At 69.4% G+C, this 16,118-nt stretch carries 20 protein-coding genes and 2 tRNA genes; 11 read left to right on the plus strand and 11 right to left on the minus strand.

All coding sequences use genetic code 11. The features are described 5' to 3' along the window. Positions 1-9: 9 nt before the first annotated feature. From ACFW9Z_RS05325 to ACFW9Z_RS05350, 6 genes are all read right to left on the minus strand, one after another. Positions 10-891 (minus strand): amidohydrolase family protein, encoded by an 882-nt coding sequence (locus ACFW9Z_RS05325; protein ID WP_384635744.1) that lies wholly within the window; start codon positions 889-891, stop codon positions 10-12. 79 nt (positions 892-970) lie between these two features. Then, a complete protein-coding gene (locus ACFW9Z_RS05330) occupies positions 971-1,882 on the minus strand; it encodes a DUF2797 domain-containing protein (protein ID WP_384634679.1) in 912 nt (303 codons plus the stop codon). 81 nt (positions 1,883-1,963) lie between these two features. Then, entirely contained in the window at positions 1,964-2,560 is a 597-nt protein-coding gene (locus ACFW9Z_RS05335; RefSeq protein ID WP_384634682.1) for a hypothetical protein, read from the minus strand. Positions 2,561-2,760: 200 nt separating this feature from the next. Next, positions 2,761-3,330, minus strand: coding sequence for an alpha/beta hydrolase (locus ACFW9Z_RS05340; protein WP_384634685.1), 570 nt, complete (start codon positions 3,328-3,330; stop codon positions 2,761-2,763). 33 nt (positions 3,331-3,363) lie between these two features. Then, a complete protein-coding gene (locus tag ACFW9Z_RS05345; protein ID WP_384634688.1) occupies positions 3,364-3,744 on the minus strand; it encodes a hypothetical protein in 381 nt (126 codons plus the stop codon). 61 nt (positions 3,745-3,805) lie between these two features. Beyond that, complete coding sequence (locus ACFW9Z_RS05350; RefSeq protein WP_384634691.1) at positions 3,806-4,231, minus strand: hypothetical protein; 426 nt, start codon at positions 4,229-4,231, stop codon at positions 3,806-3,808. Positions 4,232-4,545: 314 nt separating this feature from the next. Here ACFW9Z_RS05350 and ACFW9Z_RS05355 point away from each other — a divergent pair, with 314 nt between their 5' ends. Together ACFW9Z_RS05355 and ACFW9Z_RS05360 are read left to right on the plus strand one after the other, a co-directional pair. Beyond that, on the plus strand, positions 4,546-5,490 hold the full coding sequence (locus tag ACFW9Z_RS05355) for an RNA polymerase sigma-70 factor (protein ID WP_384634693.1): 945 nt from the start codon (positions 4,546-4,548) through the stop codon (positions 5,488-5,490). A 96-nt stretch (positions 5,491-5,586) separates the two neighbouring features. Next, a complete protein-coding gene (locus tag ACFW9Z_RS05360; protein WP_384634696.1) occupies positions 5,587-6,843 on the plus strand; it encodes an NAD(P)/FAD-dependent oxidoreductase in 1,257 nt (418 codons plus the stop codon). On the opposite strand, the gene ACFW9Z_RS05365 is transcribed toward ACFW9Z_RS05360, so the two are convergent. Next, positions 6,830-7,231, minus strand: a complete 402-nt coding sequence (locus ACFW9Z_RS05365; protein ID WP_384634699.1) for a YcxB family protein — start codon at positions 7,229-7,231, stop codon at positions 6,830-6,832. The two genes, ACFW9Z_RS05360 and ACFW9Z_RS05365, sit on opposite strands and share 14 nt — an antisense overlap. 223 nt (positions 7,232-7,454) lie before the next feature. Between ACFW9Z_RS05365 and ACFW9Z_RS05370 the strand changes: the two genes are divergently transcribed. Beyond that, entirely contained in the window at positions 7,455-7,691 is a 237-nt protein-coding gene (locus tag ACFW9Z_RS05370) for a hypothetical protein (RefSeq protein ID WP_384634702.1), read from the plus strand. A 68-nt stretch (positions 7,692-7,759) separates the two neighbouring features. Next, entirely contained in the window at positions 7,760-8,155 is a 396-nt protein-coding gene (locus ACFW9Z_RS05375) for a hypothetical protein (protein WP_384634704.1), read from the plus strand. Between the two features lie 39 nt (positions 8,156-8,194). Here the strand turns inward: ACFW9Z_RS05375 and ACFW9Z_RS05380 are convergent, their stop codons facing one another. Next, a complete protein-coding gene (locus ACFW9Z_RS05380; RefSeq protein WP_384634707.1) occupies positions 8,195-8,953 on the minus strand; it encodes a GntR family transcriptional regulator in 759 nt (252 codons plus the stop codon). Between the two features lie 220 nt (positions 8,954-9,173). Between ACFW9Z_RS05380 and ACFW9Z_RS05385 the strand changes: the two genes are divergently transcribed. The 5 genes from ACFW9Z_RS05385 to ACFW9Z_RS05405 all read left to right on the plus strand — a co-directional run bounded on the left by ACFW9Z_RS05385 (position 9,174) and on the right by ACFW9Z_RS05405 (position 13,061). Continuing rightward, the gene (locus ACFW9Z_RS05385) at positions 9,174-9,656 is read left to right on the plus strand and encodes a hypothetical protein (RefSeq protein ID WP_384634710.1); all 483 of its coding nucleotides are present in this window, start codon (positions 9,174-9,176) and stop codon (positions 9,654-9,656) included. Further along, positions 9,644-10,762 (plus strand): radical SAM protein, encoded by a 1,119-nt coding sequence (locus ACFW9Z_RS05390; protein ID WP_384634713.1) that lies wholly within the window; start codon positions 9,644-9,646, stop codon positions 10,760-10,762. The genes ACFW9Z_RS05385 and ACFW9Z_RS05390 overlap by 13 nt, the downstream gene beginning before the upstream one ends. Further along, the gene (locus ACFW9Z_RS05395) at positions 10,759-10,896 is read left to right on the plus strand and encodes a hypothetical protein (protein WP_384634716.1); all 138 of its coding nucleotides are present in this window, start codon (positions 10,759-10,761) and stop codon (positions 10,894-10,896) included. Before ACFW9Z_RS05390 ends, ACFW9Z_RS05395 begins: the two co-directional genes overlap by 4 nt. Positions 10,897-10,984: 88 nt before the next feature. Then, complete coding sequence (locus ACFW9Z_RS05400; RefSeq protein WP_384634719.1) at positions 10,985-11,806, plus strand: aminoglycoside phosphotransferase; 822 nt, start codon at positions 10,985-10,987, stop codon at positions 11,804-11,806. A 382-nt stretch (positions 11,807-12,188) separates the two neighbouring features. Then, positions 12,189-13,061: an alpha/beta fold hydrolase gene (locus tag ACFW9Z_RS05405; protein WP_384634721.1), complete on the plus strand. Its 873-nt coding sequence runs from the start codon at positions 12,189-12,191 to the stop codon at positions 13,059-13,061. A 339-nt stretch (positions 13,062-13,400) separates the two neighbouring features. On the opposite strand, the gene ACFW9Z_RS05410 is transcribed toward ACFW9Z_RS05405, so the two are convergent. Then, positions 13,401-14,066 (minus strand): YdcF family protein, encoded by a 666-nt coding sequence (locus ACFW9Z_RS05410; protein ID WP_384634724.1) that lies wholly within the window; start codon positions 14,064-14,066, stop codon positions 13,401-13,403. A gap of 12 nt (positions 14,067-14,078) precedes the next feature. Here ACFW9Z_RS05410 and ACFW9Z_RS05415 point away from each other — a divergent pair, with 12 nt between their 5' ends. Beyond that, positions 14,079-14,927 (plus strand): protein kinase, encoded by an 849-nt coding sequence (locus ACFW9Z_RS05415; RefSeq protein ID WP_384634726.1) that lies wholly within the window; start codon positions 14,079-14,081, stop codon positions 14,925-14,927. Here ACFW9Z_RS05415 and ACFW9Z_RS05420 read toward each other — a convergent pair. Next, positions 14,893-14,965: transfer RNA gene (locus ACFW9Z_RS05420), tRNA-Arg, on the minus strand. The two genes, ACFW9Z_RS05415 and ACFW9Z_RS05420, sit on opposite strands and share 35 nt — an antisense overlap. A 215-nt stretch (positions 14,966-15,180) precedes the next feature. Then, a tRNA-Ser gene (locus ACFW9Z_RS05425) sits at positions 15,181-15,271 on the minus strand. Positions 15,272-15,534: 263 nt separating this feature from the next. Between ACFW9Z_RS05425 and ACFW9Z_RS05430 the strand changes: the two genes are divergently transcribed. Further along, on the plus strand, positions 15,535-16,086 hold the full coding sequence (locus ACFW9Z_RS05430) for an SSI family serine proteinase inhibitor (protein WP_384634729.1): 552 nt from the start codon (positions 15,535-15,537) through the stop codon (positions 16,084-16,086). Positions 16,087-16,118 lie beyond the last annotated feature (32 nt).

Here is a 16,118-nt window from a genome sequence, read left to right on the forward strand (position 1 = left end):
GTCCCGGCCTCAGGAAACAGGCCCGAACAACGCCTCCGCGTTCCGGTAACAGACGGCCCGCAACCACTCCTCCCCCAGCCCCAGCCGCTCCAGGGCCTCCAACTGGTGGACGTACGGGTACGGAATGTTCGGAAAGTCCGTCCCCAGCAGAATCCGGTCGCCCAGGTCGGCGAGCCGCCCCCGCTGGTCGGCCGGAAACGGCGTGAACCCCTCACTGAAGTCGGTGAACGCCATAGTCGTATCGAGCCGCACTTCCGGATAGGCCTGCGCCAGCGCGAGGAACTCCCCGTACTCCGGCATCCCCATGTGCGCGACGATCAGCCGCAGCCGGGGATGGCGCGCGAGAAGCCGCCGGACGGGCTCGGGCCCGGTGAACTTCCCCGGGGCGGGCCCGGACCCGCAGTGCATCACGACGGGGACCCCGGCCTCGGCAAGAAGCCCCCAAACGGGTTCCAGCAAGAGATCGTTGGGGTCATACGCACCCACCTGGAGGTGCGACTTGAAGACCCGCGCCCCGCTCTCCACGGCCTCCTTCACATACGCCTCCACGCCCTCCTCCGGGAAGAGGGTCGCGGTGTGCAGGCAGTCGGGCACCCGGGCGGCGAAGTCGGCGGCCCAGCCGTTCAGCCAGGGGGCCATGCCGGGCTTGTGCGGATAGAGCATGGAGGTGAAGCGCCGAACCCCGAACGACCTGATGAGGGCGATCCGTTGCTCCTCCTCGTACCGATAGGTGATCGGCCACTCCAGCCCGGTGAGCGGCCCTACGGAGTCGAAGTAGGCCCACACCTTGCGCAGCACCCGCTCGGGCATGAAGTGGGTGTGCACGTCGATGATCCCGGGCAGCCCGAGCCGCTCCCAGAACCGCACGACGTCAAGTGCTTCGGCTTCCACGTTCACCGCTTCCACTTTCACCGCTTCCACGTTCACCGCTTCCACGCGCGGGCTCCTTGCAGGGTCTCGTTGGGCAAGGTCAGAACAACCCACCCTGCACGCCACCGCCCGCGATGTCGATGAGGGGGACACGTACTTCGCTCCCCGCCCCCGGAGCCACAGCGGCAAGCTCCCACCCAGTGATCAGCCGCGTGTCCAACACCACCACGCCACCGCCGCCTCCACTTCCGCTCCCGGCACCGTCCACGGCAAGGTGAAGGTCGGGCCCGGCGGCAGCGACCAGCCGCCCGGCGACGACACCGCCCTCCACCAGCTCACTCACCGCCCGCGTGGCGACGGGCGCCCGGTCCAGCCCGAAGATCCCCACATGGTCGACGACTTCGAGAGGCAGCCGCTCCAACGACTCGGGCCACCCGCGCCCTTCGAGCTCCACGGCCCGCCCGTACAACTCCGCCACCTCGGCGAACCGCTCCTCCTTCCCCGGGAGTTGCCCGCGTACGCCCCGCTTCCTGGCGTACGAGATCCGGTCCGGCACCCCGAGCGCGGCCCGCAGCACCTCCTCGGTCCGCCGGGCGGCCATCAGGGGCCCGCGCCCCAGCCAGCTGAACGCCACGGCCCCCTGCTCCCGCAACCGCGCGGCCTCCCGCTCCTCCCGGGTGATCCCGACCTTGACCATGCCGGGCCCGAACCAGGCAAGGTAGACGCGGTACGTACGCGGGTCGTCCACCATCGTGTCGGCGGCCACCGAGTGCGCCCGGTCCAGCCGCGCACACTCAGCGCACCGCGCCCCGGTACTGCGCACGGACACCACGGCCCCCAGAGGGCACACGTTCCCCCGGGCCCCCACACAGTGCCGCTCCCCCACCACACGGAACCCGAGCCCACCCCCGTACGAGAGAACGCTCACCCGCCGCTCCCGCCCCCTGCTCCACCCCAGCTCCGGCCCATCCCCCGGCCACCCGCCCCCGGCACACCACCACCCAGAGGCCACCCGAACCCCACCCTCTCCGCCACACCCCGAACGCTCCACCCCGAGGAACGAACCATCCCCGTCCTCACGCCTCCGCGAAGGCTAACGGGCACGATGAGCGAACCCCTCCGCACCACCTCCAGGACCACCTCCAGGACCACCGACAGAAACACCGCCAGGGCGAGCGGCCGCGCCGGCGACCGAACCGGTGGCCGCCCCGCCCCCGACGCCCTCGATCCGCTGCCGCATCCGGGTCATACGGCGGACGAAACGCCGGTTGAACCAGACCATCCACCCCAGGAGCATCGCGCCGAACACGAGCCCCCACATACCCGCCGGCACGTTCCCGGCGGCGAACCAGAGCATCGGGATCCCGAAGAAGACCAGCCCCAGCAACGGGAAGGCCCACCACCGATTGCGCCGCAGCTTCTCCTCCCGGCGCCGGATCAGCCGGACCATGGCCGCCCGCTCGGCCGGGTCCTCGGGCAGCTCGCCGTTCTTGGCGATCCGCCGCTCCAGCTCCGGCACGCGTGCCGCGTCGGTCCCCACCGCCCGGGCGTCCCGCCGCCTGCGCCGCATCAGGTACCACGTCATGAACCCGGCGTAGACGAACCCGCCGACCAGAATCCCGGGCCACCCGGACCACCCGTCGAAGACCAGCCGGACACCGACCCACACCACCAGCACCAGCAGCGCCATGGCCCACCACCGATCCTGCCACCGCTCCGGCCGCCCACGCCGCCCCTTCCCTCCGAGCTCTCCACGCTCTCCGCCCTGTCCACGCTGTCCCTGCTCGCCGTGCTGCCCCTGCTGCTCCCCTGGCTCCATCGGTAACCTCCGTACCGGCTCCATCGGTACCTCCGCGCCGGGCGCGACCACCACGCCCCGTGCTCTTCCGGCTACCCCGGCCCCCGCCCCTGATGCGACCGGTGGACCGGCGCCGCGCGCCCGGTAGTCGGCGTGATCGGCGCGGTCGGCGCGGTCCGTGCCGCCTGCGCGTCCCGCTCGCACCCGACATCGTCCGCAGGCAGCACCCCCTTCAGCAGGTAGTCGTTGACGGCCTCGTTGGCGCAGGCGTCGGGGTAGTCCACGAACACCGCGTGGGCCCTCACCGGAACGGTCACCAGCAGGCGCAGCGTGGCAGCGTACTGCGTGTTGTCCCGGTCGTCGGTCCCGAGGAAGTAGAGGAGGAACGGCAGGGTCTGCTCGTCGATCCGGTACCCACCGATGGCTATCGGGCGGTGGGCGGCCCGGCGCACCAGCCCTTCGACGGTGGCTCGTGCGACGGCGGGGGTCCTGCCCAGGCGGTACGTCGCATGGCGGGGCGCGGCCCAGGCGGCGAGGTCGTCCGGGGCCCGCTCGTTGGCCGGGCCCATGGCCTGGATCATCCGCATGCCGTAGTCGTCGGGGGCCATGGCGCTGTCGAGGACGAACCGGTCCAGGTGGGCGGGGTACATCTCGGCGTACACGGCCCCCAGGTCAGAGGGGGGTAAACCCCCGGATCACGAAGCCTGCCCGCGCCGAGGCCGCCGCCGTCGCCCCTGACCCTGGCCCTGGCCCTGCCCCCGCCGGACGTACAGCTTGCGCAGCTGGAAGGCCACCCCGACCCCCACCGAGAACGCCACGAGCCAGAATCCGGTGGTGTGGGCATCACCCAGCGGCCAGTCCTCCTCGCGCCCGGCCAGTCTGAACCCGGCGAGGGACACGAGCGCGCATCCCACCAGGACCCAGCCGACGGACCCGCACCGCACCACCCACACCGGGCCGCCCACCAGCGGAGCCCAGTCCGGCCTGCGCCACGACTCCACGCCGATCCAGACGAGCGCCAGCCCTCCTGCCATCAGGAACACCTCGTGGGCCACATCCAGAACCGAGCCGTCCATCAGCCCTCTCCCCCTCCTGCTGTCCTGTCGGCCTCATGATGACCGACCCCGGAGGCTCCGCCTACGAGTGCTGCTCCTTCTCGACGTAATAGCCGTAGGCATACCCGCCGTCCTCGGCACCCGCCGCAGGGGTGGCCGTGAAGCCGAAGGAAGCGGACGCGGGCACCTCGACACTCTGCTGGAAGAGCGAACCGTCACACGCCTGGGTCCCGGCGGACGACGGCACGTCCTTGCCCCCGACCTCGTTCCGCAGCTTCACCTCGCCGCCGCCGGTACAGGTGAAGGCGAAGGTCACGCTCACGACGCCGTCGGGAACGGCGGGGTGGGTGTTGCCGAACTGCGGTTGCAGCCCGCCGCTCCCTCCCGCGAGGGGCTCCATACCGACGAAGAGCCCCTCCAGGACGGCCTTGGCCTCATCGGCGACGGCAGCAGCAGCCTCGGCGGTCCCACCGGACGCCGTCGCCTCGGGCGCCGTCCCACCGGGCATCGTCGGACCGGGCGTCGTCGCACCGCCCGGCGCGCTGGACCGGGGCGAAGACGGCGGCGCGCCGGACTCCTCACCCGGACTGCAGGCCCCCACACCGAACGACGTCACGAGGGCGAGAGTCAGCAGGGCCGCCCGACGGGGCCCTCTTCCGTACTGGTTCATCAGTTCCGCCCCCCGTTGGGCATGCCGTCGTGGCATCCCTCCTCAGCAGGACGGCAACGGGCCCGCCCGGGTTCCTGCCACCACCGAGCAGCAGTCCGGATACGTCACGAGCCGCGGTCCGGTTACATCAACTGAGGGCTAGGATCCGAACCATGGCTCTGACGCGGACCCATATGGACCGGTTCGAAGCCTCCATGCCCCGCCTGGAGGCCATCGCGTACCGCCTGCTCGGCTCGGCGAGCGATGCCGAGGACGCCGTGCAGGACACGTTCCTGCGGTGGCAGGCCGCCGACATCGACCGCATCGAGGTCCCCGAGGCCTGGCTGACGAAGGTCCTCACCAACCTGTGCCTGAACCAGCTCACCTCGGCCCGTGCCCGGCGCGAGTCGTACGTGGGCCAGTGGCTGCCCGAGCCGCTGCTCGCCGGGGACCCGATGCTCGGCCCGGCCGACACCGCCGAGCAGCGGGAGTCGGTCTCGTACGCCGTCCTCACCCTCATGGAGCGGCTCTCGCCCAACGAGCGGGTCGTGTACGTGCTGCGGGAGGCCTTCGACTACCCGCACCGGAAGATCGCGGAGATCCTCGACATCAGCGAGGCCGCCGCCCAGCAGATCTTCCACCGCGCGAAGAAGCACATCGCGGAGGGCCGCACCCGTACCGAGGTCGACGAGGCCGCCGCCCGGCGGATCGTGGAGGAGTTCCTCACGGCCGCCACCAGCGGACGGACCGAACCGCTCGTGCAACTGCTCACGGCGGACACCGTCGCGATCGGCGACGGCGGCGGGAAGGTACCGGCCCGCACCAAGCCGTTCGAGGGCGCGCTCGCGGTCGCGAAGTTCATGCGGGGCCTGTTCAAGCCCGGCAAGGCCAAGCGCGACCTGGTGGGCGGCTCCGCCGAGATCCACGCCACGACGGCCAACGGCTCCCCCGCCCTCGTGGCGGTCGTCGACGGCCGGGTCGTCGGCATCCTGTGCCTGGAGATCACCACCGAGGGCATCGCCGCGTTCCGCAGCCAGGCCAACCCCGACAAGCTGGAACGCGCGACGAGGCGATGGGCGGCCACGGAGCACGGGGACCCCCTGCTCCACGCATTCTGAACCACGCACGTGACTCAGGTCACACCCCACCCCTGTCAGGAATCGACGGGCTGCCCGGTTCAAGGGGCGAAGCCGCGCGAGACAGGAGCACAGGTCATGCAGCACGGAATCGGACACGGACAGCACCGCATCGTCGTCATCGGTGCCGGATACGCCGGAGCGATCGCCGCCGGCCGCCTCACCAGGCGGCTGCGCCGCGAGGACGTCGCCATCACGCTCGTCAACGCCGAGCCGGACTTCGTCGAGCGGGTCAGGATGCACCAGCTGGCCGTCGGCCAGGAGCTCAGGCCCCGCCCGTTCAGCGAGATGTTCGCGGGTACGGGGGTAAGGCTGCGCCTCGCGAGGGTGACGGCGGTCGACGTGGACCGCAGAACGGTATCGATCACGGAGACCGGGACGACCGGAATCAGTGACAAGGGCTCCGAGGCAACCGGCGTCGAGGAACTCCCGTACGACACCCTCGTGTACGCCCTCGGCTCCACCTGGAACACCCACGACGTCCCCGGCGCCGCCGAACACGCCCACGACATCGCCGGCCGCCCCGGAGCCCTGAGGCTGCGCGAACGCCTGGCCGCCCTGGGCGCCGGGCAGCCCGTGGTCGTCGTGGGCGGCGGCCTGACCGGCCTGGAGGCGGCGACCGAGATCGCCGAGGCCCGCCCCGACCTCAAGGTCACCCTCGCCGCCCGAGGAGCCCTGGGCGACTGGCTCTCCCCCAAGGGCGTCCGCCACCTGCGGAAGGTCATGGCCGACCTGCGCATCACGGTGCACGAGAACACCACGGTCACCGGGGTCGACGCCACCCACATCACCACCACGGCGGGCGACCTGCCCGCATCGGTCACGATCTGGACGGCAGGCTTCGCGGCCCACCCGATCGCGCAGGCGACCGCGCTGAAGATCGACGCCACGGGCCGGATCGAGGTCGACAGCACCATGCGCTCGCTCTCCCACCCGGACGTGTACGCCATCGGCGACGCGGCCCTGGTGCAAGGCCCCGGCGACAAGCCGCTCCGCATGTCATGCGCCTCGGGCATCCCCACCGCCTGGCAGGCCGCCGACTCCATCGCAGCACGCCTGACCGGCACCAAGTCCCCGACCGTCCCGCTCCGCTACTTCAACCAGTGCATCTCGCTGGGCCGCAAGGAGGGCCTGATCCAGTACGTCACCGCCGACGACCGCGCCCGTACCGCCGCCCTGACCGGCCGTCTGGCCGCGTTCTACAAGGAGCTGGTCTGCAAGGGCGCGGCCTGGGGCGTGGCGAACCCGACCCTGGCCGTCCCCACCCGCCGCCGCCCTGTCCTCGCGAAGCCCACTCCGATTCCCACATCGGCACCGGAGGCTACAACGGCTTGAGGTTCCGCCCCAGGATCCCCCGGAGACGCTCCACGTCGGCGGGATCCTGGGCACCCCGCTTGGGCAGCACGCCGACCCCGGCCGAGCGTTCACCGCCGAAGAGCACGAAGAGCCGGGAGGTCTCCAGGTACCCGCTGTACACCGACCACTCGGTGGTGAACGACGCCCGCTCACCAGTACTGACGGCACCCCGCTCATCGGCCACCATGCGGCACTCCCCGTACGGCTCCACGATGCTGAACATCTGCCGGGCCTGGGCCCGCATCCCCACCACCAGGACCACGACCATGACCCCCAACGAGAGCACCGGCACCAGCACGCTCGCCAGCGGCCCCAAACCGGCAACGAGCACAAAGAGCATCGCGGGAACACCAACGGCCAGCAACATCACCAGCACCTGCCCCCCGCCCCGCCGCGGTCCTCAGCGCACGCGCCCGCAGGGCCTCCGCGAAGTCCGCGACGGTAGGCCGATAAACAAACTCCACGCCAGCTCCACGCTCCGTGGCGCTCTCCGGCAAATCCCCGCCCATAGTCCCCATGAGCAGGGATTTCAGGCTTCCGGTACAAACACCGTGGCACTCGGCCTCAAAAGTGTTCGTGACGGGAGAACTGTGGACCTGACAGAATCTCTGGACAAGGCAGTGGCCGCCCTGAAGGCCCCGCTGGAGCCGACCGACCGCGAACAGGGCTGGACGGACGACCTGCGGCGAGAGATCCAGGAAGAGATCTCGGTCAACCGCTCCGCCCTACGCCGCCACGGGCACGGGCTGGCGAAGCACCTGCGCCCCGCCTCGACGAGTGGATGGCACACGAGGGCGTACGGCCGGGAAGCCTCCACGATGTGGTGATGAACGCGCAGACCCACATCACCGACGCGCACGCCTAGAACGCGGTCCCCTCCCCCAGAGACTCCGCGATGCTGAACACCCTGGTCGGGAGGAGCCGCAGCACGCAGTGGAAGATCCACGAGGAACGCCCGGTCCACGAGAACCACTGGGTGAACCTGTGGATCACCGACATCGAGACCCCGGACGGCAACCGCTTAGTCCTCGAAGAAACCGGCTGGCGCCCCGGCCCGATCAGACCACTCATCTACGCCGAACCGGCCAATGGCATCACCGACTCCCAGCACCACCTCTTCCGCGCCGACAGCGCCACCTACCAAGGCCCCCCGACCGAGAAGAACGAATCCGACCGCATCGAATGGATTCCCCTGACCACCATCCGAGACATGATCAACCGCCGCGACATCGTCAGCAGCGGCACCCTCGTCGGACTCCTCTACATACTCATGGACGAGGCAACCAGCTGACCTGGGGCCGGGTCAGCGCTGCCCGACGACGGGAGACCCTTAGGCGTCAAAGGCGTATTCGAGGATGTACGAAGCAGAGTCGAGGGTCATCTCGTTGACTTCGACCGCACGGCCCTCGTCGGTGAAGGCAGTCCGGCAGATCAGCATGACGGGCGTCCCGGTCGAGAGCTCCAACTGCTCAGCCTCGGCCGCCATCGGCATGCGGGACCGAATCTCCTCACGGAAGTGGACCGGCTCCGAACCGAGTTCGGCAAGCCGCGCGTACGTGCCGCCGGGCCCGGTGTCCTCCTGAGTGATGGCCGACCCGGCCACCAGACTCGCCGGCAGATACGACGTGGCGAGGAGCACCGGCTTGCCGTCCAGCACGAAGCGCCGACTACGAACACATACGGGTTCGCCCTCTTCCACTCCCAGCACGCGGGCCACGTGCTCGGGCGCACTCTGCTCAGTGACGCGTACTCGGTCTACGACCAGAGTCCGGTCTTCGGTGTCGACGGACCAGACGGACCGGCCCTCACCCCACTGGGACCGGGCCAGGCGCTGGATGCCCTGGCGACGCAGCGGGCGGAACGACCGCACAAAGACGCCAGCCCCCTTGCGCGACTCGACAATGCCCTCGCTCTGCAGAACACCGAGCGCCTGCCGGGCGGTCATCCGAGCGACGCCGTGGTCCGCCATGAGGTCGTTCTCACCCGGCAGCCGATCACCGGGCCGGTACTGCCCTGACTGAATGGCGTCCCGCAGCTCGTCGGCGATCCGCTGGTACTTCGGCAGCCGCTTGGCGCCCTCGATGGACATGAGTGGCCTCTCCCTCTCCTCTCTAGACAGCCTAGGGGCTTCTTCCACGAAAGAACCGTACGGTCCATCCGTGGAACGTGCTCGCTCGCAACCAATCGACTCTGAGGCGTCAAGGCACACATCTCTAGAGAAGAATTGACATCTCTAGAGATGCACTGCTTCACTTCAGACATCTAGAGAGGTTGCCGACTGGCGGTGACTCCTGAACAGGGATGCACTCATGCCATCTTTCAAGAGCGACGTGAACCCCGGTGCCCAGCTCGCAACGGCGGGCCTGCTGCCCTCCAACAAGGAGGGGGGCAGCCTCCACCAGGTCACCGTGCCGAGCACGGGCGTCCCGGAGAACCCGGGCCGCTACCCGCCGTACGACCACCCCCGGTGCGCGCGCTGGCGCCGGGTGCCCCTCGAACTGGCAAGAGAGGCGGGGGAGAAGTCGGCCGTCACGCACATCGACAGGGCGGTGCGGTGCCAGCTGTCCGTTCACGACGAGGGGGAGCACTTCGGTCTCCTCACCGATACGGGCGCGTACGGGACCGCACTGTGGCTCCGCTGGTGCGGGACAGGCGAGGCGGAGCTCGTCGTACTGCCGGACTGCCCGGTGGCCACCCCTGGGCCTGACGGTGACGGCTGCCGTCTGTTCGCGGACCACACCGCGCAGCACACCTGGGAAAGCGCCCTGGAGGAAGTCCCGTGCGCCGGCTGATCGCGAGCCCGTACAACGGAACGTTCCTGATCGCCCGCCCCGGCTCCAAGGGCGGCATGCGCATCCCTCGGACGTTGTACGAGGAGCTGGCCTCGGCCGCCGAGAGCAGCAGGCCCTTACCGGCCTGGCTCCTCGACCACGCCCGTACAGCCTGGAAGGTGGACCTGGCAGACGCGGTGATGCGGGACACCGTCCTCGTACGGCCGGAGACCAGGCTCGGGTACGGCCGGGCCACATACGAGATCAACAAGGGCTGCAACTTCAACTGCGAGCACTGCTACCTCGCGGAGCGGAAGTTCGAGGGGCTGCCCTGGCCGGGCAAGGTCCGGCTCCTGCGCCTGCTGCGGGATGCCGGGGTGTTGTGGCTCCAGTTCACCGGCGGTGAGCCGCTGATCGACCGGGACTTCGTGGACGCGTACACCCTCGCTCACCGCTCCGGGATGCTGATCGAGATCCTCACCAACGGCTCCCGGCTCCACCGCCCCGAGATCATCAACCTCCTGCGCGACCTGCCGCCGCACAAGGTGACCGTCTCCCTCTACGGAACGACCCCGGACAGCTTCGACTCGCTCACCCGCAAGCCTGGGGCGTTCAAGCTGGTCGAGAAGGGGCTCGTCGCGGCGCGCGAGGCCGGGATCGCGCTGGAACTGGCACTGATCATCACCCGTCACAAAGCCCACGAGCTGGACGCCATGCGCGCCTTCGCCGAGCAGTACGGGGCGGGCCGTCAGGAGTACGGCACGATCTCGCCCACGTACAGCGGCACGCCCGAACCGCTGGCCGCACAGGCCCCCGGCTTCCTGGACAAGACCGGCGTCTTCCAGGGCTGCCCCGCCGGGCACGCCTTCTTCCACGTCGATCCGCACGGCCTGGCGACCATGTGCAAGGTCGGCCGCGAGAACCCCGTCGACCTCATGTCCGAGGGTCTGGACGGACTCCTCCGGCTGCCCGGCATCGCCGATGCCCAGATGCTTCGCACCGGTGGCTGCGGCGGCTGTCGGCTCTCCGGCACCTGCCGGATCTGCCGACCGCTCGCCAAGGCGTACCAGGAGGCGAAGGCACCACTGAACACCTACTGCCAACACGGAAGCGAGGAAGCGTCATGACCGCTGTCATGGTGGAGATCGGCCCCCGACCGCCGGCCCTGGAGGAGCCCGAGGGAGTGGTCCTCCTGGACGACCTGGAGGTGCTGTCCGAAGGGGCCGTCCCGGGCTGCAACGACGACAACCCGTACCGGTAGACAGCCGGCCGCACAGAACCGCGGGGGCTTCGGGACGTTCTTCCAACCGAAGCCCCCCACCACTGACCTCGTGGAAGAGTGGAGCCCCATGGCGACCACCCGCATCGGCCTCGACCGGCTGCCGCCCGCCACCCGTGCTGCCGTCGAAGAGCGGACCGGCCCCCTCCTCGCGGTCAAGGAGACGACCGAGGGCTTCAACAGCGAGATCGCGGCCCGCGTCACCTCCGCCACGGGCACCTGGCACATCAAGGGCCTGCGCACCGAACACCCCCGCGCCTGGACCCAGCACCGGGAGGCCGCCCTCGCCCCCTTCCTCACCGGGCTGGCCCCCGCCCTCCGCTGGCGCGTCGAGGACGCAGGCTGGGACCTCCTCGGTTTCGAAGCCCTCGGCGGCCACCATGCCGACTACGCCCCCGGCTCCCCCGACCTCCCCGAAGTCGCCGCCCTCCTGCGCCACCTGGGCGAGACCCCGTGCCCCGGCATCGAACTACGCCACGCCGAACAGCGCCTGGAGCACTACGCCGCCCACCCCGACGACCTCCGCTTCTTCGCCGGACCCCACCTCCTCCACACTGACCTGAACAACACCAACGTCCTCGTCGACGACCACGCCCCGGCGGGCGACCGGGCCCGCCTGGTCGACTGGGCCTGGGCCACCCGGGGAGCGGCCTGGCTCGATGCCGGCTACTGGGTCATCTGGCTCATCGCCGCCGGACACGCCCCCGTATCCGCCGAGCACTGGGCCGCCGAGATCCCCTCCTGGCACACCGCCCCCGTCGAAGGCATCACCGCCTTCGCCGCCGCCAACGCCAACGTCTGGTCCGAGATCAGCGACGCCGACCCCGACCCGTGGACCCTGCGCCTCGCGGCAGCCGCCACCACCTGGTACGCACACCGCAGAGCTGGTTAAGCCGAACTCTCCGCCCAGCAAGGGGCAAGATCAACAGAGACGTGAGAAGAAGTGAGATCAAACGAGGAAGGCCCCCACCCTCTGAGGAGGGTGGGGGCCTTCATCTGGTGCTACCTGTGCACTCGGCAGGATCCGAACCTGCAACCTTCTGATCCGTAGCTCTATGCAGAAGGGTCACTGAAGGGCAAGCAGGTCGTTCGGGGACCTCGCATGTGCGCTGCTATGTGCACGTGGCTGCTGTAGTTGCGGTACTTCGCTGCTGTACCGCGTCACAAGCCCAGGGATCGTCCAGTTACCTCGCGCTCGCTCTCCCCAACGCCACACAACCCAGATGCGATACGATACGTCTCGTCTTGCCTTTGCTTCCAGGTGGAGGAACACGATGGAACGCTTCATCGACGCGGCACCCGGAGTACGCCTATGGACGGAAGATCGGGGTGCAGCCGACGCGCCTCCCTTGATGCTGATCATGGGAGCGCAGGCATCAGGTCTGGGCTGGCCGGATGAGCTGGTGGACTTGCTTGCCTCGCGCCATCGTGTGATCCGCTACGACCACCGGGACACCGGTCGCTCCACCTGGGCGTTCGATGAGCGGCCCTATCCCATCAGTCAGCTCGCGGAAGACGCCCTCACAGTGCTGGACGGCTTCGCGATCGACCGCGCTCACATCGTGGGCATGTCCCTGGGCGGAATGCTCGCCCAGCTCCTGGTCGCAGACCATCCGGACCGGCTGCTCAGTGCCACGCTGATCGGCACAAGCGCGCTCAGCCAGGCCCCCTACGTCCGACCGGATGGGACTCGCGTCCTACCCGAGGAACTCCCCGGGATCGATCCCAAGTTGCTGGAGATGTGGTCCCGTCCCGTGCCGGACCTCGATCTGGAAGCGGAGTTGGAACGGCGAGTCGAGCACTGGCGGGTACTGGGCGGGAATCAGCTTCCCTTCGATGCCGAATACGCCCGCAGGCTGGAGTTGAAGATCATCGAGCACACCGGTCACTACGCCACCAACACTGCGCATGCACGTGCCGACGCCTCCGGCCTGGACCGCACAGCGCAACTCGCCAAGGCCACAGCGCCCACCCTGGTCATTTCCGCCCCTGCCGAACCGGTCTCTCCTCCGCCGCATCCCGATCACCTTGCTCAGGCGATTCAAGGCGCACGCATCGTCGAGATCCCCGGCATGGGGCATGCCCTTCCTCCTGATGTCCACGCACCGCTCGCCGCCGCCATCCTGGATCACACGGCCAAGCACTGAAGCGCAGCCACACTGGCGAGCCAATCCCAGCCCACCACTCAACCCCAGCTCCCATCCCGTCCGCCCCAATGTGCCCGCGGCCGGGAACAGCGCCCCCTCCCACCCCGTGCCGGCCGATCCCCCGCCGGAAGCATCGTCTGTGACCGTGGGCCGAGAGCGCGTCGGGTGATCGAGTCATGACCTCCGGGCCTATCCACAGTGGGCGGGCGTCGGCGCAGCCGGGGCGGAGCGGGCGGAAGGCAGGAGCGGCAGCCCCGAGCGGAGCCGGGAAGCGCGCCCGGCGGAGCGGAGCCGGGTGCTTGATGAGGTGGAGAAACCTGTAACAGCTCTTGGTATCGCTCAAGCGAAGGGCGAATCGGTGGCCAGGAGTCGGCTGGTGAAACCGGCTCTGCAGAGGCGCTGGTACGCCTCGGAGACGTCGGCAGGTACGGGCTGGCTGATCATGAATCCCTGATCCGGGTAGATCATCAGGCGTTGCAATGCGCCCACAAGCATGTCGATCACCAGACGTGCGTCACCGATGGAATCCACGTACTCATCAAGAGTCATCGGCGTCGAAGCACTGACGATCTCCACCTCAGGCCACAGCTTGCGGGCAGTAGCGTACGCCCGCCGTTCCTCGTACGGCTTGCTGACCAAGAGAACGGAGGCCACCTCGACGCCCTGCCTCTCCAGCACCTCGCGCGAGAAGCGGATGTTCTCACCTGTGTTGCGCGCCTTCGGCTCCACAAGGACAGCCACGCTGGAAACACCCAATTCGATGGCCCGCTCTCGGTAGTGGACGGCTTCCCCGCGGGGCATCCGCTCCCTGGTCGTGGGGCTCGTGGCTCCAGTGAAGAGCAGGAGCGGCACCAATCCACGCTGGTACAGGTCTGCCGACGTGTCGGCCACTCCCAGGTCATGGCTGCCGAGCCCGATGGCAACGGAACAGGGGTGGAGGGCGTGGCCCATCTGGTGGTAGTCCCAAATGCGCCGGGCGTCGGCCCAGTCCTGTGCAGAGATCACTACGAGTCTTCCTTGTCCGTCACCGAGTCAGGCACCTGGAACTCGTATTCTCAGGCGAAGCGCGATGCCGCGTGCATTCCAACTGCACGAACGACCTTGACGCCCCGCGAAGGCACCGTGCTGCACCGGATCGGCTCCGATGACTCCGCCGCGTACGGTGAATGGGAGCGGGGCACCTGGAACGTCCAGCCGTGGCGCGAGGGGCCTGATCTCTACGAACTCTGGAAGCCCTGTCGGGAGCCGGGCTCTCGTACGGAACCGCACAGCAGCGAAGCCCTCGGCTGCGTAGAGGCGCCGGCCGAACTCCATGCCATGGGCTGGGCTCACGGCGATGTGCAACCCGCACACTTCATCATCGGTCCGGAGCGCACGCACCTCATCGACCTGGCCTTGGCACGGGGCGGGCACGTCCCCGAGCAGTACGACTTCCCGTTCCGCGGCTGCCTGGTCCACTACGAGGCGCCGGAGATCGCGCGCAGTGTGCTCGCGACCGGGGAGGCTGAGGCGACTCAGGAAGCGGACGTCTACGCCCTCGGTGCGTCCCTGCTCATTTCCGCCACGGGCCGGCGGGCCGTCGAGTACCCGGACGACGCACCACGCCCGGAGCAGAGGCGAGCCGTCGCGAGCGGCAGACGTCGGCCCGTTCGAGCACCGGGTGAGTTGGGCGGCCTGATCGACACCATGCTCAGCCCGGATCCCGGCGACAGGCCCACGATCCAAGAGGTCCGTGGGGCCCTGCGCCAGGCCTCTCTCCGGGCTGATGCGGTTGCTGTACGGGAAACGCGAGAGGCCCCCAGGATTTCTCCTGGGGGCCTCTGGCCTGCTGTGCACTCGGCAGGATTCGAACCTGCAACCTTCTGATCCGTAGTCAGATGCTCTATCCGTTAAGCTACGAGTGCTTGGCGTTCCGGGCTTTTCTGCCTGGTCGGCGTTGCGGGAACAACATTACATGACCTGCGCCGTGACGCGAAATCCATTGCCTCCACCCCATCTGACCTGCGGAAAAACCCTTCCGAGGTGGATCTCTGCCGCCCTCTTGACCGCGTCGTGCGAGCGTCCCGGGGACGAGAACGGCCGAAGCCCCGTGCCAGGGGCACGGGGCTTCGGGGTGGAGCGGAGGCGGAGGGATTTGAACCCTCGATGGGCTTTAAGACCCAAACCGCATTAGCAGTGCGGCGCCATAGACCGGACTAGGCGACGCCTCCTCCACACACCTCGCGCGGACGCGAGTGGTGCGTGCAGATGATGACACAGTCGAACGTCGTGTCACCAATCGGCGACCACGTTACTCGCCATGCGGGGGCCAGGGCAAAGCACTTCGGCGTGGTGGCGCAACGTCCGGGCGGGAGGCGCGTTAGAGAGGCGTGGGGCTTCGGCCTCCGTCGGTGGGGCGCATTCGTCGCCCACCGTCCTCGCTGAGATTGCCGTGCTAGCGAGAACCAGAGCTAGCCGAGATACAGGAGCCCGCATGCTGCGCCGTCTCGCCCTCACCGCCGTTGTCACGCTCGCCGCGGTGTCCGCCGCCGCGCCCGCCGCTTCCGCCTCCGGGCAGGTGCCGTCCGCCCTGCCCACCTCCGGGCCCCTCTCCGCCGTCAAGCCCGCCCTCGGGCCGCTGCCCGTGCCGCTCCCGGCGCTGCCCTCGTTCCTGAAGGGCGGCGGCAGCGGGGGGAGCGAGAAGCCCGCCGCGCGGACCCGGCTCACCGTGACCGTGGAGCGTTCCGGGGTCGCCGGGGCCGACGGGACGTTCGAGCTGACCTGCGGGCCCACCGGGGGCACCCACCCGGAGCGGCAGGCCGCCTGTGACCGGCTCGCGGAGGTCGGGGCCACGCGGGCGGGGCAGGACCTGTTCCGGGCGGCGCCCGAGGGCACCATGTGCACCATGATCTACGGCGGCGACGCCTACGCCCGCATCGTCGGGACCTGGGAGGGCCGGCCCGTGGACACCACCGTGACCCGGGGCGACGGCTGCGAGATCGCCCGCTGGAACAACCTGGTGCCGGTCCTCCCCGACCTCCGGTAGAGGCTGCAGAGGCTCCGGTAGAGGCTGTAGAG

Source organism: Streptomyces sp. NPDC059452, assembly GCF_042750035.1.
GTDB lineage: Bacteria > Actinomycetota > Actinomycetes > Streptomycetales > Streptomycetaceae > Streptomyces.

What these genes read in the sequence shown, in the direction of transcription:
- ACFW9Z_RS05335 (WP_384634682.1), bottom strand. Translation starts at nt 2,560, where the DNA reads ATGGCGCTGCTGGTGCTGGTGGTGTGGGTCGGTGTCCGGCTGGTCTTC.
- ACFW9Z_RS05345 (WP_384634688.1), bottom strand. Translation starts at nt 3,744, where the DNA reads ATGGACGGCTCGGTTCTGGATGTGGCCCACGAGGTGTTCCTGATGGCA.
- ACFW9Z_RS05350 (WP_384634691.1), bottom strand. Translation starts at nt 4,231, where the DNA reads ATGCCCGGTGGGACGGCGCCCGAGGCGACGGCGTCCGGTGGGACCGCC.
- ACFW9Z_RS05355 (WP_384634693.1), top strand. Translation starts at nt 4,546, where the DNA reads ATGGCTCTGACGCGGACCCATATGGACCGGTTCGAAGCCTCCATGCCC.
- ACFW9Z_RS05360 (WP_384634696.1), top strand. Translation starts at nt 5,587, where the DNA reads ATGCAGCACGGAATCGGACACGGACAGCACCGCATCGTCGTCATCGGT.
- ACFW9Z_RS05365 (WP_384634699.1), bottom strand. Translation starts at nt 7,231, where the DNA reads ATGTTGCTGGCCGTTGGTGTTCCCGCGATGCTCTTTGTGCTCGTTGCC.
- ACFW9Z_RS05375 (WP_384634704.1), top strand. Translation starts at nt 7,760, where the DNA reads ATGCTGAACACCCTGGTCGGGAGGAGCCGCAGCACGCAGTGGAAGATC.
- ACFW9Z_RS05380 (WP_384634707.1), bottom strand. Translation starts at nt 8,953, where the DNA reads ATGTCCATCGAGGGCGCCAAGCGGCTGCCGAAGTACCAGCGGATCGCC.
- ACFW9Z_RS05385 (WP_384634710.1), top strand. Translation starts at nt 9,174, where the DNA reads ATGCCATCTTTCAAGAGCGACGTGAACCCCGGTGCCCAGCTCGCAACG.
- ACFW9Z_RS05395 (WP_384634716.1), top strand. Translation starts at nt 10,759, where the DNA reads ATGACCGCTGTCATGGTGGAGATCGGCCCCCGACCGCCGGCCCTGGAG.
- ACFW9Z_RS05400 (WP_384634719.1), top strand. Translation starts at nt 10,985, where the DNA reads ATGGCGACCACCCGCATCGGCCTCGACCGGCTGCCGCCCGCCACCCGT.
- ACFW9Z_RS05405 (WP_384634721.1), top strand. Translation starts at nt 12,189, where the DNA reads ATGGAACGCTTCATCGACGCGGCACCCGGAGTACGCCTATGGACGGAA.
- ACFW9Z_RS05430 (WP_384634729.1), top strand. Translation starts at nt 15,535, where the DNA reads ATGCTGCGCCGTCTCGCCCTCACCGCCGTTGTCACGCTCGCCGCGGTG.